A 15,034-nucleotide genomic window follows, 5' to 3' on the forward strand; every position below is an offset into this window, starting at 1 on the left:
AGAGAGGAATACCCATGCGTTACACAATTAAGACTTCCGGCCTTATGTGTGGCCACTGCGACGCTACTGTCGAGACGGCACTGCTCAACGTTGCCGGCGTGACCGACGCCGATGCCGATCACGAGACTCAGACGGTACAGGTGGAGTGCGCCGACACCGTGGCCGCTGAGCAGCTCGCTGCCGCCGTCGAGAGCGCCGGCGAGAAGTTCCACGCCCTGTCCGTGACCGCAGCCTAGCTGCTACCAGAAGCATTCGACCCCATCGACCAGAAACGAGGACCCGCCATGATGGCAGACCACAAATCGGTGAACCGTATGCTCAAGACGGCGCGCGGCCAGATCGACGGCATCCTGCGGATGGTCGAGGAGGACCGCTACTGCGTCGATATTTCCACGCAGCTCATGGCCACACAGGCACTCCTCGCGCGCATTAACGCCGACGTGCTCAAGGCGCATATCGAGGGCTGCGTGACTTCGGCAATCGAATCGGGCGACGAAGACCTCAAAGCCGCGAAGCTCGCCGAGATCGAACGTGTCGTCGACAAGCTCTCTAAGTAATCGGCGCATTGGGGACAGACCACTTTGCACCGTCTTGATGTTCCGAGGACAGGTATGTTTGCACCACATTGGTGCAGATTAACCTGTCCCCCTTGCTCTAAATCGGGTATAAAGGCGTGCGGCATATCGAATGAAAGGCAATTTGCATGAATGACTTTATGAAAGGCCGCAATGGCGCCGACGAGCTCACCATTGTGATGGGTTTTGCGGGCATCGTCATCGCGATGATCGGATCGATGGCCCGCGTCCAGTGGCTCAGTTGGATCGCCATCGCCGTCATCGTGATCGGCGTACTGCGCGGCCTGTCCAAAAACATCGACGCACGTCGCAAGGAGAACGAGGCCTTTGTCGCCGGCTCGGCTAAGGTCCCCGGCTTGGGCAAGTTTGTCGCCAGCTTGGGTGGCGGCGCTGCAGCGGCCAGCACCTCACGCGCGGCCGGCACCAGTAAGGAAGACTTTGAGCGTGCCAAGCGCACGGCCAAGAAGATGTGGAAAGGTCGCAAGACCACGGCATACCTCAAGTGCCCCAACTGCGGCCAGATGCTCTCCGTTCCCAAGGGCAAAGGCAAAATCCGCGTCACCTGCCCCAAGTGCCACGCCAAGATGGAGACGCGCTCGTAGCCGCCATACCGCAGGACAAAATAAAAGCCGAGGCCTCGCACTGGGACCTCGGCTTTTTTGAATGCGGCAAAGGACCCGCCCCCGTCACGCCTACGCCACGCCGTCGCGGGCAAGCTCCTCGGCAAGTGCCTCGGCTGGCATGGCCATAATCGTGTCGAGCTCGGCGTCCACCTCGGGAATACGCCTCACCTTGAGTTTGCGCACCAGATCGCCACGACACATCACGTGCATCGGCTCGCGCAGAGCGCACAGGTCATCGAGCGGGTTCTCGCGCGTCACCAGGATATCGGCAGCCTTGCCGCACTCGATCGCACCGGTCTCGCCGCCCAGCCCCAGCAGCTCAGCATTGACCTGCGTGGCCGTATGCAGCGCAAACGCATTGCTCACGCCCACGTACTTGGCAAAATAGGCCACCTCGCGCCACATGTCGTACTGGGTCACGAACGGGCAGCTCGAATCCGTACCCAAACCTACCTTGATACCGGCTTCCAGCGCCGCACGAGCGCTCTCGATAATGCCCGAGCACACGATATCGCCGTTCTTCTTTTGCGTGTCAGTCGAATGAGTCTTCTCCGGATCGAGCAGCACAAACGGCAGCGCGGGGCTGATCGTGCAGGTCACACTCGGCGCACGCCCCTCGAGCTGAGTTCCCGCGGCGCCGCGGTACAGCTCCAGGATCTCGGGCGTCAACGGGGCGCCGTGCTCGATCGTATCGACGCCGGCCTCGAGCGCGGCCTTCACGCCCTCGGTGCTCTCGACATGAGCCATAACCGGAAGGCCCATATCGTGCGCCGCCTTGCACGCCGCCGCGGCAACCTCCACCGGCATACGCAGCACGCCCGGCTCGCCTACCTCGGTCGCATCGAACACACCGCCCGTTACGAACAGTTTAATGACGTCGGCACCGCGCGCATACAGGTCGCGCACCTGTTCGGCCGCCTCGGAGGGACTGTTGGCCACCTGGGCGAACAAGCCCGCGCCGTGGCCACCCGGCACCGTGACGCCCGTTCCCGGCGCCACCAAACGCGGACCCTGATACTTGCCGGCGTCGATAGCATCGCGCACGGCCAGATCGGCAAACAGCGGGTCGCCCGCGCCGCGCACCGTGGTCACGCCGCTTGCCAGCTGCTGTTGGGCGCTGCCCTTAAGAATATGGCGCACGATAGCGCGCCCCACGGGATTATCGAGCTTCTTCATCAGCGCGCCCGCATCGCCCGCCGAAACCGGCTTGCCCGAGCCGCACAGATGCACATGCATATTGATGAGGCCCGGCATGAGATACGCCCCGGCCAGGTCGAGGACCTCGGCACCTGCAGGCGCCTGCGCAACAGCGCTCGGCCCCATCCACGTGATGACACCGCGCTCAACGGCCACGGCCATGTCGGGCTGCGGCTCCATATGCTCCGAACCATCCAGGACGGTCGCATTGATAAACAACGTGGAACGATCGGCAGACGCCATATCGAGCTCCTCCCTCACGATTAACTTGAACATTTGTCCATTATCACCTAATGCAGCAAACTAAAGTCGAACATATCGGTTAGCGGAGGGACGAGAGAGATGTGAGGGCAAACGGAGACAGCAGGGCAATGCTCCAGCCGTTCCAGCAAAACGTCTTGATTTGTAACAGGTAGACCAGGTTTTAGCAGCCAGATGTTACAGATCGAGATCTTTCGGCACCGCGTCCAGCCTTTGTCTCAATCTGTAACATTTGGGTCGAATTTTGGCCGTTAGATGTTACAGATCGAGATATTCTCCAGCCCTGTCGTCAAACATCTAAATCTGTAACATGTAGACGGGTTTTCGGCCTCTAGATGTTACAGATTTAGATCTTTTAGCGGCAGCAACCTTCTGTCTCGATCTGTAACAGTTACGAGGCCAAACGGCCCCTTGTTGTTACAGATCGAGACAAACTCGACAGGAACAACCACATCCGCGTTAGTCGTATCCCTCAGCGCCCATACCACTGACGCTTCCATCCCTCAGCCAAATCGGCCCGCTGCGAAATACCCGCCAGCCTCATCTTTTCAGCCAGCTTCCCCGGGTTCTTGAGTTCATCAAACGTGAACCTCAGCACCTTGTGCCCGAGCATTGTCAGATGAGACTCCCGCTGACGCTCTGCTACGAACGGGTCGACTGACTCCCGATCCCCACCATCCTGCAGGGTATACTTTCCTTTTCCGTCGAGCTCGCCAATCACGCACGTCCCGTCCTCGAGCCTCCAGAAATAATCGACCCGAAACACCTGGCTCGAATCGAGCGGATCGCGAAACTCCACCTGCAACTCTGGCACCGGAAAACCGTATGCAATAAAGAACGCTCGGAACCGAGACTCGCCACCATTTTCGGACAGCCCGTCCGCATGCGACGCAATCACCTGAGCTCTGCGATACCCGTGTCTGCCCTCGCAATCGGCCTGGAGCCGTTCGCAGAGGTCGTCGCGCGATATGCCCTTCGCCCGCAGCGCAGAATCGGCAATCGCCAGACCATATGAAAACGGCGCACGCAGCAGACAATCCTCCACCGTGCGCCAAAACGGCGTCACTCGCACGCCGTCGACGCGCTCAAGCGCACCCGACGCCTGCGGACGCAGCAGCCTATATCCCGTACTCAACGCCACCGAACAACCCGTCTTGACCAAGTAACGCGGCCCGAGCAGATCATTCGGCACCTCCAGACCCCATATCAGCGCGGCGTCATACCCCCAAAACGCCCAATCGGGATGAAACTCCGCAAGCCCCTTGATGGTCCGCCGAGCCCGCTCCGGCGGCGTCAACGCATCCCATTCATGCTGAAAACAGAATAGGTGCGATTCGGGCTCCGCAATATCGTCTGTGCCCACATGGCGCCGCAGCCACATGAGCTCGGCATTATCGTGCGTCGCAAGCAGCACGCCTTGTTCAGCCACCTCCGTGAGTCTGGCAAGCATCCTATTCCGCGCCAAGGTGCTACGTGTTGCATGTTTGTGTTTGAAAACGATATTAGACACTTTCATCACCACCACGTCAGACAAATGGACCATCGTCACCGTTGCCTCCGCTGACAAATGTCTTGATCTGTAACAGGAAGACAGTCTTTGAGCCTCTAGTTGTTACAGATTTAGATTGTTCGGCACCGCGGCCAACCTTTGTCTCGATCTGTAACAGTTAGGTCGAATTTTGGCCTGTAGATGTTACAGGTTGAGACATTTCCCCAGCTAGGTGCCAAACATCTCGATCTGTAACAGTTAGGCGTTCTCCAGACCCCTAAACGTTACAGATTTAGACAAACCAGCAACGCCCAAGCATTCGTCTCGATCTGTAACGGGTAGACCGGTTTTTTGTCCCTAAACGTTACGGATCGAGATATAAAGGCAGAAGGCAAGGCAGGTGGCAGATGCCCATCCCCTACTCCTATTCCTGTTTGTAGATGTTGAGTGACTTTACGTAGCGCCCCTGGGCACCCATGATGTCGCGAACCAGCCGTAAGAAGAAGCTGATACACGAGGTATCGAAGCCATCTTCTAGGTCCTCAGGATGCACGGCGCCAGGCCCGTCGACCGCCGTATCGCTCAGGCGCGCAATGTCGTAGAGGTAGAGCTGCCCCGCCGTCAGCCAGACATCGTCGACGCACGCGATGCGCACCGCAATCGCGCCATCGCGCCAGTGCTCCTTTTGCACGATATGCGGATCGTAGACGTCAAAGCGACGGTCAGTACGCGTATCGCGCAGCGCGACCATACCGGTCGCGGGATCCTTATCCAAAATGCCAAAGCGCGAGAAATAGTGCGTGCCGCGCACCTGCTCGAGCCGTCTGAGCGAGACGGGCGAAAGCGACGCCGGCGGCTCGTCAACATACAGCTCAAGCAGCGTCTTGCCATGGTAATAGGGACGCTCGAACAGCAGCCAATCGGTAAATGCCATGTTATAGGCCATGATTTCATTTTGCGAGGGCTCCTCGCAATAGCTGAGCCATGGATCGACTATCACTTCGAACTGTGTACGCGCCGACTCCAAAAACTGAAACTTGCGCAGCATCCAAAACTGGGCCATGTCGGCAATATCGTCACCGACGGCCTCGGCCAGACGTCCCCGGTCCAAAACATGATCAGCCATGGCATCCTCCTCAAACTGATAAACCTCAATTTGAGCTTACGAGGAGGGCGGGTGGTCGCCGCCATCACGGGCGAAATGGGCATCGGGCTGCAAACCAGATGCTGACCAAGCACTTGACGGGATACTTGCAGATTATACAAATTGCCACAAAATCGCGGGTAGAACTAGACGAATCACCCGCGCCGCTGTCCGCAAACAACTAAAGCCGCCACATAAACAGCAGAGCGCAACGAGCGCAAACGCCAACGGGTAGGCAGCCAAACGTCGGCAAACGAGCAGAACGCTCGCAAACCCGCAAGGAGTGTCCCCGGATGCCGGCACGTAAGGAACGTCCCCAGCTGCCGGCACATGGGGACGTTCCTTATATGCCGGCCGTTGGGGACAGCCCTTGCCGATTCGATTGTTGAGTAACTCCGTGATTGTCCTACAGCCCCAGCGCCTCGGCGACCTCGGCTGCGCAGGCGAGGGCATCGGCCATGGCACTCACCACGAGCGAGCTGCCGTTGCGGGCATCGCCGGCCACATACACCGGCGCGGCATCCGCGGCAACGCCATCCACGCGAGCCGCAAGATGCGAGTCCTCGGAGGCCATCACGGGCAACGGACGGCCCGCCGTGGCAATAGGCACGTCAACAGCGTCGAACACGCCGTGCTCCGGACCCGTAAAGCCACAGGCGATCAGCACCAGCTGGGCCGGCACCTCGTGCTCGGAGCCCGCAATGCGTTCGGGCTTGCCGGCCGACCAGTCCAGATCGACCACGCGCAGGCCCGCGGCAGCGCCCTTCTTGTCCAGCAATACCTCGAGCGTATCCACGCCCCAAGCACGCATCTCGCCGCCCATGGCAGCGATAGCCTCCTGCTGACCGTAGTCGGTCTTCTTAACGTTGGGCCACTGTGGCCAGGGATTGCTCGCCGCACGCTTATCGGGTGCGGCCGGCAAGAACTCAAACTGACGCACACTGCGTGCACCCTGGCGCACCGCGGTACCCACGCAGTCGTTGCCGGTATCGCCGCCGCCAATGACCACAACGTCCAGGCCGCGCGCGTTCACCGCGGGCTCACCGCCATCGAGCACCGAGACGGTCGAAGCCGTCAGGTAGTCCACGGCATACACCACGCCCGGGGCATCCACATTCGCAGCCAAAAGACCGCGGGGCGTACGAGCACCGGCAGCCACCACAACGGCGTCAAAACCATTGAGCTTGGCCGCCACCGCAGGGTTCGTAACGTCAGTACCCAGCTCAAAGACAATGCCCAGCTCGCGCATGAGCGCCACGCGGCGCTCGACCACGGACTTCTCGAGCTTCATGTTGGGAATGCCGTACATGAGCAGACCGCCTGGGCGGTCGTCGCGCTCAAACACCGTCACGCGGGCACCGCGACGCGCAAGTTCCCATGCAGCCACCAGGCCAGCCGGGCCGGAACCAACCACGGCGACCGAGGGCGCGTCCTCCCCTGCCGGCTCAAAGCGACGCGGGCCGCCGTTTGCCCATTCGTGGTCGCTGATCGCGCGCTCGTTATCGTGAATCGTTGTGGGCTGGCCGTCGACCGAACCCAGGTTGCACGCAGCCTCGCACAGTGCCGGGCACACGCGGCTCGTAAACTCGGGCATGGGCGAGGTGAGCGACAGGCGCTCGGCCGCCTCGTCCCAGCGACCGCGATACACCAGCTCGTTCCACTCGGGAATCAGGTTGTGCAGCGGACAGCCACTCGGACGCGCCTTGCCAAAGCTCGCACCCATCTGGCAAAACGCCACGCCGCACATCATGCAGCGGCTCGCCTGGGCGCGGCGCGCATCGTCGTCGAGCTCCACATACAGCGGATCGAAATCGCGGCTGCGCTCCTCCACGGGGCGCAGCTCGTGGGTCACGCGATCGATATCAAGAAAAGCACCGGGCTTACCCATGGCACTTACGCCTCCTTCTTGGTCGAAGCAACAGAGCTGACAGCCACGGGCGCAGTGCCCGCTGCACCGCCCGCGACATCAAAGCGAGCGACATCCGCGGCGCTCGCGCGGCCGGTCACGATGTCAAACGCCAACTCCTCGGCCTGCGCATGCGTCTTGCCCACGGCCTCGGCCGCAGCGACAATCGCCAGCACGCGCTCGTACTCGGTCGGAATGACCTTCACAAAGTGCTTGCTCATCGAGTCGAAGCTGTAGAGCAGCTTAATGCCGCGCGGGCTCTGCGTCGCGTCCACGTGTTCCTGGATGAGCGCGCGAATCTGCGCCAGCTCGCCAGCCGTCGGGGCCTTGAGTTCCACGCTCTCGTGGTTCACACGGGCTTCGAGCGTGCCGTACTGGTCAAAGACATAGGCCACGCCACCCGTCATACCGGCGGCGAAGTTCTGCCCGACCTCACCCAAGATGAGCGCCAAGCCGCCCGTCATGTACTCGCAGCCATGGTTGCCGCAGCCCTCGACCACCACAGTGGCACCGGAGTTGCGCACGGCAAAACGCTGGCCTGCCAGGCCGTTAATAAAGCCGCGGCCGCTCGTGGCGCCAAAGAACGCCACGTTGCCCACGATGATGTTCTCGTCGAACTTGTAGGTCGCATGCGGGTTGGGGCGCACCGACACCTCGCCGCCCGAAAGGCCCTTGCCAAAGTAGTCGTTGGCGTCGCCGCACACGTTGAGCGTAATGCCGCGCGGGAGAAAGGCGCCAAAGCTCTGACCGGCCGAACCATCGCAATCGATGGTGATGGAGCCGGCGGGCAGGCCCTCGGGATGCGCCTTGGTCACCGCATTGCCCAGGATGGTGCCCACGCAACGGTTGACGTTGGCGATATCGGCGCGGAACCGAATCGGGCGCAGGTGCGCACGGGCATCGGCCGTATAGGGCACGAACAACGTGGAGTCGAGCGTCTTGTCGAGCTCGCTGTCCGCAGCCATCTGCGGCAGGAAGTGGCGACCGTCGGCGCCCGGGATATGGGCACCGAACTCGCAGGTCGCGCTCGCCAGCACGGGCGACAGATCAAGCAGGTTGGCCTTGCGGTTGCCCGGCACCTCGATCTGGCGCAGGCACTCGGGATGGCCGACCATCTCGTCGACGGTGCGGAAGCCCAGGCTCGCCATGACCTCACGCAGCTGCTCGGCAACAAAGAGCATAAAGTGCTCAACGTGCTCGGGCTTGCCGCGGAAGCCGCGACGCAGGCGACAGTTTTGCGTGGCGATGCCGGCCGGGCAGGTGTCCTGCTGGCAGTCGCGCTGCATGAGGCAGCCCATGGAGATGAGCGGCATGGTCGCAAAGCCAAACTCCTCGGCGCCCAGCAGGCAGGCGACGGCAACATCGGTGCCGTCCATGAGCTTGCCGTCGGCCTCGAGCACCACGCGGGAGCGCAGGCCGTTTTGCAGCAACGTCTGCTGAGCCTCGGCAAGGCCGAGCTCCAGCGGCAGGCCGGCGTGCCAAATGGAATCGCGCGCCGCGGCACCCGAGCCGCCATTGTGGCCGCTGATCAAGATCTTGTCGGCGGCACCCTTGGCCACACCGGTGGCGATGGTGCCGACGCCGGCCTCGCTGACCAGCTTGACCGACACGCGCGCACCGGGGTTGGCGTTCTTAAGATCAAAGATCAGCTCTGCCAGGTCCTCGATGGAGTAGATGTCGTGGTGCGGCGGAGGCGAGATCAGGCCGATGCCGGGCGTGGACTGACGGACCTCGGCGATCCAGGGGTAGACCTTCTTACCGGGCAGGTGGCCACCCTCGCCGGGCTTGGCGCCCTGGGCCATCTTGATCTGAATCTCGAAAGCGCTGCACAGGTAGCGGCTCGTTACGCCAAAGCGCGCACTTGCCACCTGCTTGATGGCGGAGTTCTTGGAGTCACCGTTAGCCAGCGGGGTCTCGCGACGCGGATCCTCGCCGCCCTCTCCCGAGTTAGAGCGTCCGTGCAGGCGGTTCATGGCGATGGCCATGCACTCGTGCGCCTCTTTGCTGATAGAACCGTACGACATGGCACCGGTGTTAAAGCGGCGGACGATGTTGCGCGCGGGCTCCACCTCGTCGAGCGAAACCGGCGTGCGGCCGTTGGCATTAAAGTCGAGCAAGTCACGCAGGCGCACGGCACGGCCGGTGCGGTGCAGGCGGGCGCTGTACTCCTTAAAGGTGTCGTAGCTGTCCTCACGGCAGGCAGTCTGCAGTAAGTAGACAGTCTGCGGATCAATGAGATGATCCTCGCCGCCGAGCGGGCGCCACTTGGTCAGACCCAGCGTGGGCAGCTGATCGGGAGCCGGGCTCTTAAGGATAGCGAGCGCGGCGTCGTAGCGCTCGTTTTGCTCGCGCTCAACGTCCTCGACACCCATACCGCCCACACGGCTCACCGTGCCGGCGAAGTACGCGTTAACGAACTCCGACGTAAAGCCCACGGCCTCGAAGATCTGCGCCGAATGGTAGCTCTGCACCGTGGAGATGCCCATCTTGGACATGATGGAAACGATGCCGGCGGTCGCAGCCTTATTGTAGTTGGCGATGCCCTGCTCGGCTGTCACGTCCAGATCGCCGTGCGCCGCCAGGTCGCGAATGCACGCATGCGCGTTGTACGGATAGATGCCGCTCGCGGAGTAGCCCACCAGCGCCGCAAAGTCGTGCGGAGACACGGCGTCGCCACACTCCACCACGATGTCGGCAAAGGTACGCACGCCGGCGCGGATCAGGTGGTTGTGCACGCAGCCCACGGCGAGCAGCGACGGCACGGGTACCTCGTCCGCTCCGGCGCGATCGCTCAACACCACGATGTTCACGCCGTCGCGGACCGCAGCCTCAACGTCCTCTGCAAGCTGCTTGAGCGCAGCCTGCAGCGCGCCCTCGCCGGCATCGCGGCGGTAAACGGCACGGAAACGGCGGGTCTTAAAGCCAACACGGTCAATCGCGCAAATGCGGTCGAACTCCTCCTCACTCAGCAGTGGGCGCTCCAGACGCACCAGTTGGCAGGCCGTACGAGAGTCCTCGAGCAGGTTGCCGTGGTTGCCCAGGTAGAGCGTGGTCGAGGTGACCATATGCTCGCGCAGGGCGTCAATCGGCGGGTTCGTGACCTGGGCGAACAGTTGATAGAAGTAGTCAAAGAACGAGCGCGTCTTCTTGGACAGGCAGGCCAGCGGCGCATCGATACCCATCGAGGCGAGCGGGGCCTTGCCCTGCTGGGCCATGGGGCGCACGACCTCGTCAACATCATCCCAGTGGTAGCCGAGCTTGGCCATACGCACGGCGGCAGGCACCTCGGCATCCTCGGCAGGCGTTGCCGCGGCGGGCTTGTCGAGCGCGTCAACGGTCAGCGTCTCCTCGGCAATCCAGTCGCGGTAGGGCTTTTCCTTGGCATAGCGGGCGCGCAGCTCGTCATTGTAGATCACACGGCCGCGGGCAAAATCGACCTCGAGCATCTGGCCCGGTCCCAAACAACCGCTTGTCAGGATATTCTCGGGACGCACCTCGATGGTGCCCACCTCGCTTGCCAGCATAAAGCGGCCGTCGCGCGTCACGTAGTAGCGAGCCGGGCGCAGGCCGTTGCGGTCAAGGGCGGCACCCAGCGTACGGCCGTCGGTAAAGGCGATGGCCGCCGGGCCGTCCCAGGGCTCCATGAGCATGGACTGGTAGGCATCGTAGGCGCGACGTTCCTCGCTCAGGTTGTCGTTGTGGTCCCACGGCTCGGGCAGCAACATGGACGCGGCACGCGTGAGCGGACGGCCGTTCATGACCAAAAACTCGAGCACATTGTCCAGAATCGCGGAGTCGGAACCCTCGCGGTTGATGATGGGCATCACACGCTCAAGATCATGCTGCAGCACGGGACTGTACAGGTTAGGTTCGCGGGCGCGAATCCAGTTGACGTTGCCCTTGAGGGTGTTGATCTCGCCGTTGTGGATTATAAAGCGGTTGGGATGTGCGCGCTCCCAGCTAGGCGTGGTGTTGGTGGAGTAGCGCGAGTGGACGAGCGCCACGGCCGTCTTGACGGCGGCGTCGTTGAGATCGATAAAGAAGCGGCGCATCTGCGTGGCGACCAGCATGCCCTTGTACACGATGGTGCGCGAGCTCATGGAGCACACATAGAAGATCTTGTCGCGCAGGGCAAACTCGGCGTCGGCCTTCTTTTCGATGGTGCGGCGGCACACGTACAGGCGACGCTCAAAGGCATCGCCGGCGGGCGTGTCGTCCGGACGGCCCAGGAAGGCCTGCAGGATGGTGGGCATGCAGGCGCGGGCCGTCTCGCCCAGATCGTGAGGGTCGACCGGCACCTCGCGCCAAAAGAGCAGCGGCACGCCGGCCTCGGCACAGCCTTCCTCAAACACGCGGCGGGCATCCTCCACGCCCTTGTCGTCCTGCGGGAAGAACAGCATGGCCACGCCATAGTCGCCCTCTGCCGGCAGAATCTGGCCGCACTTTTGAGCCTCTTTGCGGAAAAAGTGATGCGGAACCTGGAACAGGATGCCGGCGCCGTCGCCGGTATTCTTCTCGAGTCCCGTGCCACCGCGGTGCTCCAGGTTGACCAGAATGGACAGCGCATCGTCCAGAATCTGGTGGTGGCGCTCACCGTTGATATCGGCAAGAGCGCCGATGCCACATGCATCGTGGTCGAATTCGGGGCGATAAAGGCCCTGCTGCTGAGCGGAATCTGCCTGCATCGCGATCCTCCCCTAGATATTTAGACAGTCAGTTGAATAGGCATACTAGAAGCATCGCCGGCCCATTGTGTTTCCCGCCCGTTTCGAAACAATTGCGTAACGCACGCCCTACGAGTGGACACCGCCGACCTCAAGGGCAACGACGAGGGCCCCAGGTTCGGCCTGTAAGCTCACCGCTTCAAACATCTCAATCTGTAACAGGAGGACCCAATTTCGACGACTAACGGTTACAGATTGAGATGTTCTCGAAAGACGGTTCCGAATGTCTCAATCTGTAACATGAAGGACCGGTTTTGGCGGTCAGCTGTTACGGATCGAGATTTTCCATAGGACCATTTCTTCCTGTCTCGATCTGTAACACCTAGGCCCAATTTCCATCCCTAGTTGTTACAGATCAAGACATTTCGGCAACCCCCTTTTACCATCACAACAATTTTGTTAGTCATGGTCAGATTTCGAGCCTAAAACGGGTATCCTTTGCGGCGTCAAACAAACGGCACGCAGGAGTGCACCATGATCGACCATCTCAAACATCACTTTGGCTCCCCGCGCACCGGCGGCCACGGCGGACTCGACATCGCACGGCATATCGGCCCCGGGCTGCTCGTGACCGTCGGCTTTATCGACCCGGGCAATTGGGCCTCCAATATGGCCGCCGGCTCGCAGTTTGGCTACGCGCTGCTGTGGATCGTCACGCTGTCCACGATCATGCTCATCGTGCTGCAACACAACGCGGCTCACTTGGGCATCGCCACGGGCATGTGTCTTGCCGAGGCCACGACGCGCCACCTGCCCCGCCTCGTCGGGCGTGCGATACTCGGCAGCGCGTATCTAGCCACGGTCGCCACCGCCATGGCCGAAGTCCTGGGCGGTGCGATTGCACTTCAAATGCTCTTTGGCCTGCCCGTACGTGCCGGCTGCATCATCGTGGCGGCGGCATCGATTGCCATGCTCATGACGAGCTCCTACAAACGCGCCGAGCGCTGGATCATCGCCTTTGTGGGCGTGGTGGGACTTTCGTTTTTAGCCGAGCTTCTGCTGGTCAAGGTCGACTGGCCGCAAGCCGCCACAAGCTGGATCACACCCAGTATGCCCACCGGCTCAGTCGCGATTATCGTAAGTGTCCTAGGCGCGGTCGTTATGCCCCACAACCTCTTCCTGCACTCCGAGGTCATCCAATCCATGCACTTTGAAGGCCAAGGCGAGCAGGTTATCGAAGAACGCCTGCGCTACGAGCTCTTCGACACGCTCTTTTCGATGGGTGTGGGCTGGGCAATCAACTCGGCCATGGTCATCCTGGCCGCAACGACCTTCTTTGCGCACGGCATTGTCGTAGACGACCTCGCCGTCGCAGCGGCCACGCTCTCCCCCATTCTGGGCCCGGCAAGCTCGACCATCTTTGCGGTGGCACTGCTGTTTGCGGGCATATCGAGTAGCGTGACGGCGGGCATGGCGGCGGGCACCATCACCGCGGGCATATTCGACGAGGAATACGACATCCGCGACCGACATTCCTCGATCGGAGTGGCGGCCTGTTTCGTCGGCGCAGTGGCGGCGTGCCTGATCGTCCCGAATCCTTTTGAGGGTCTCATTTGGAGTCAGGCACTGTTGTCGCTTCAGCTGCCGATTACGGTCTTTGTGCTCATACGACTCACCAGCTCGCCCCGCGTCATGGGCAAATACGCCAACTCGCGCCCGCTCAACGCGTTGCTCGTAGGGATCGGTGTCATCGTGACGATTCTCGATATCGTGCTGCTAACGGGGATGTAATGGGATGGCGTGACTGTCCAGAAATAACGTCTCAATCTGTAACACGTGAGGCCGTTTTGAGCCCTTAGATGTTACAGATTGAGATTTTTTGAGAGATAGTTTCAGTTTGTCTCGATCTGTAACAAGTGGACCCAATTTCCGCGCCCAGATGTTACAGATCGAGATATTTCTTCAGCCCCAACCTTTTGTCTCGATCTGTAACAAGTAGAGGGGTTTTACGTGCCTAAATGTTATAGATTGAGATTTTGAGAATGATGGTTTTGGTTTGTCTCGTTCTGTAACAGGAAGACCCGTTTTGAGCCGTTAGATGTTGCAGGTTAAGACAAAAGGTCGGCCGGACTCACAACAGACAGGATCGGCTAATAGCAGCCGTGATCCCTTGGGGACGGAGGAAAAGGGCCCCGGCCGGGATATCCGACCGGGGCCCTTGGACAGAGCTATATGTTGCTGCAAGTCGTGTGTCTACGAGCTACTCCTCGACGAGCTCAAACTGATCGGGACCGACGCCACACACCGGGCACACGTAATCCTCGGGCAGTTCGGGCGTGTCGACCTCTACCTCGTAACCGCAAACGGTGCACACGAACTTGTACGTCTTCTTTTCCTCGGCCATGATGTTCTCCTCTCGAACGTGGCTGCTGGTGTACTTTGCTTATTAGTATACATTCTTAATAATATAATGCAAGCGGTTTTACCGCATTTCTACCCTTGGTACGAAGACGCCTTGGGCGGCGTCTTGCCCTTCAGGACCTTATGGTAGTAATCGTAGGTGAGCGGCGTCTCGTCGCTCAGGCGCTCGGCATCCTCGACCTCGCCGATAAACAGTAGATGCGTGCCCACATCCACTGTGTCGATCAAACGGCAGCTAAACAAGGCCGCCGCATGCTCGGGAACATAGGGCATGCCCAGTGCGGTCTCGCGCGTCTCGTACTTGGCAAATTTGTCATAGTTGCTGCTGGTACGGAATCCAAAGTTACCAATGTAGGGCATATCAGCCGTCTGATCGATCACGGTCAGCGCAAAGGCCTTGGCAGACGAGATAACGCTAGACGTGACATTTTCCTTGTTCACGGCAACCGAAATGCGCGGCGGCGTGGACGTCACCTGCACCGCGGTGTTGATAATGCAGCCGGCGCGCGACCCATCTGCCGCGGCACTCACCACATACAGCCCGCACGGCATCGTAAAGAACGCAGCTTTATCCAAAACGATCACTCCCCTAACTCGGAATTGAGCCTTGCAGACGTATATACCCACAATGAGACATATGTGTCAGAACGGTAAGAAAAATGAGCCACACGCAGTTGCGGTGAAAAAGTCCCTGTTTAAGCCTGGATACCCAACAAACAGGAACTATTCCACCGCAACTTGCGAGGAGCAGACC

11 protein-coding genes are annotated in these 15,034 nt (G+C 60.7%); 4 read left to right on the forward strand and 7 right to left on the reverse strand.

Annotation, left to right across the window (positions count from 1 at the left end; all coding sequences use genetic code 11):
* The first annotated feature begins 14 nt into the window (after window positions 1-14).
* The 3 genes from ACTNA2_RS00925 (at window position 15) to ACTNA2_RS00935 (ending at window position 1,177) form a co-directional block, all read left to right on the forward strand.
* A complete protein-coding gene (locus ACTNA2_RS00925) occupies window positions 15-236 on the forward strand; it encodes a heavy-metal-associated domain-containing protein (protein ID WP_154515953.1) in 222 nt (73 codons plus the stop codon).
* Window positions 237-287: 51 nt separating this feature from the next.
* Window positions 288-557, forward strand: a complete 270-nt coding sequence (locus ACTNA2_RS00930) for a metal-sensing transcriptional repressor (protein WP_229778266.1) — start codon at window positions 288-290, stop codon at window positions 555-557.
* A gap of 146 nt (window positions 558-703) precedes the next feature.
* Window positions 704-1,177: a hypothetical protein gene (locus ACTNA2_RS00935; RefSeq protein ID WP_427717775.1), complete on the forward strand. Its 474-nt coding sequence runs from the start codon at window positions 704-706 to the stop codon at window positions 1,175-1,177.
* 90 nt (window positions 1,178-1,267) lie between these two features.
* Here ACTNA2_RS00935 and ACTNA2_RS00940 read toward each other — a convergent pair whose 3' ends face one another.
* The 5 genes from ACTNA2_RS00940 to gltB form a co-directional block, all read right to left on the reverse strand.
* Entirely contained in the window at window positions 1,268-2,638 is a 1,371-nt protein-coding gene (locus ACTNA2_RS00940) for an amidohydrolase family protein (RefSeq protein ID WP_427727432.1), read from the reverse strand.
* A 490-nt stretch (window positions 2,639-3,128) separates the two neighbouring features.
* Entirely contained in the window at window positions 3,129-4,205 is a 1,077-nt protein-coding gene (locus ACTNA2_RS00945) for a hypothetical protein (RefSeq protein WP_441048307.1), read from the reverse strand.
* 364 nt (window positions 4,206-4,569) lie between these two features.
* Window positions 4,570-5,271, reverse strand: coding sequence for a hypothetical protein (locus ACTNA2_RS00950; RefSeq protein ID WP_441048309.1), 702 nt, complete (start codon window positions 5,269-5,271; stop codon window positions 4,570-4,572).
* Between the two features lie 424 nt (window positions 5,272-5,695).
* Window positions 5,696-7,177, reverse strand: coding sequence for a glutamate synthase subunit beta (locus ACTNA2_RS00955; protein WP_441048310.1), 1,482 nt, complete (start codon window positions 7,175-7,177; stop codon window positions 5,696-5,698).
* 5 nt (window positions 7,178-7,182) lie between these two features.
* Window positions 7,183-11,880 (reverse strand): glutamate synthase large subunit, encoded by a 4,698-nt coding sequence (gene gltB / locus ACTNA2_RS00960; RefSeq protein WP_441048311.1) that lies wholly within the window; start codon window positions 11,878-11,880, stop codon window positions 7,183-7,185.
* A gap of 513 nt (window positions 11,881-12,393) precedes the next feature.
* Between gltB and ACTNA2_RS00965 the strand changes: the two genes are divergently transcribed.
* Complete coding sequence (locus ACTNA2_RS00965) at window positions 12,394-13,650, forward strand: Nramp family divalent metal transporter (protein WP_441048312.1); 1,257 nt, start codon at window positions 12,394-12,396, stop codon at window positions 13,648-13,650.
* A gap of 469 nt (window positions 13,651-14,119) precedes the next feature.
* Here ACTNA2_RS00965 and ACTNA2_RS00970 read toward each other — a convergent pair whose 3' ends face one another.
* Window positions 14,120-14,263: a rubredoxin-like domain-containing protein gene (locus ACTNA2_RS00970; RefSeq protein ID WP_035137395.1), complete on the reverse strand. Its 144-nt coding sequence runs from the start codon at window positions 14,261-14,263 to the stop codon at window positions 14,120-14,122.
* Window positions 14,264-14,352: 89 nt separating this feature from the next.
* Entirely contained in the window at window positions 14,353-14,856 is a 504-nt protein-coding gene (locus tag ACTNA2_RS00975) for a flavin reductase family protein (protein ID WP_441048313.1), read from the reverse strand.
* Window positions 14,857-15,034 lie beyond the last annotated feature (178 nt).

It is taken from the genome of Collinsella sp. HCP28S3_E9, from assembly GCF_052065455.1.
GTDB lineage: Bacteria > Actinomycetota > Coriobacteriia > Coriobacteriales > Coriobacteriaceae > Collinsella.

What these genes read in the sequence shown, in the direction of transcription:
- gltB (WP_441048311.1), bottom strand. Translation starts at nt 11,880, where the DNA reads ATGCAGGCAGATTCCGCTCAGCAGCAGGGCCTTTATCGCCCCGAATTC.
- ACTNA2_RS00940 (WP_427727432.1), bottom strand. Translation starts at nt 2,638, where the DNA reads ATGGCGTCTGCCGATCGTTCCACGTTGTTTATCAATGCGACCGTCCTG.
- ACTNA2_RS00925 (WP_154515953.1), top strand. Translation starts at nt 15, where the DNA reads ATGCGTTACACAATTAAGACTTCCGGCCTTATGTGTGGCCACTGCGAC.
- ACTNA2_RS00930 (WP_229778266.1), top strand. Translation starts at nt 288, where the DNA reads ATGGCAGACCACAAATCGGTGAACCGTATGCTCAAGACGGCGCGCGGC.
- ACTNA2_RS00970 (WP_035137395.1), bottom strand. Translation starts at nt 14,263, where the DNA reads ATGGCCGAGGAAAAGAAGACGTACAAGTTCGTGTGCACCGTTTGCGGT.
- ACTNA2_RS00955 (WP_441048310.1), bottom strand. Translation starts at nt 7,177, where the DNA reads ATGGGTAAGCCCGGTGCTTTTCTTGATATCGATCGCGTGACCCACGAG.
- ACTNA2_RS00965 (WP_441048312.1), top strand. Translation starts at nt 12,394, where the DNA reads ATGATCGACCATCTCAAACATCACTTTGGCTCCCCGCGCACCGGCGGC.
- ACTNA2_RS00950 (WP_441048309.1), bottom strand. Translation starts at nt 5,271, where the DNA reads ATGGCTGATCATGTTTTGGACCGGGGACGTCTGGCCGAGGCCGTCGGT.
- ACTNA2_RS00935 (WP_427717775.1), top strand. Translation starts at nt 704, where the DNA reads ATGAATGACTTTATGAAAGGCCGCAATGGCGCCGACGAGCTCACCATT.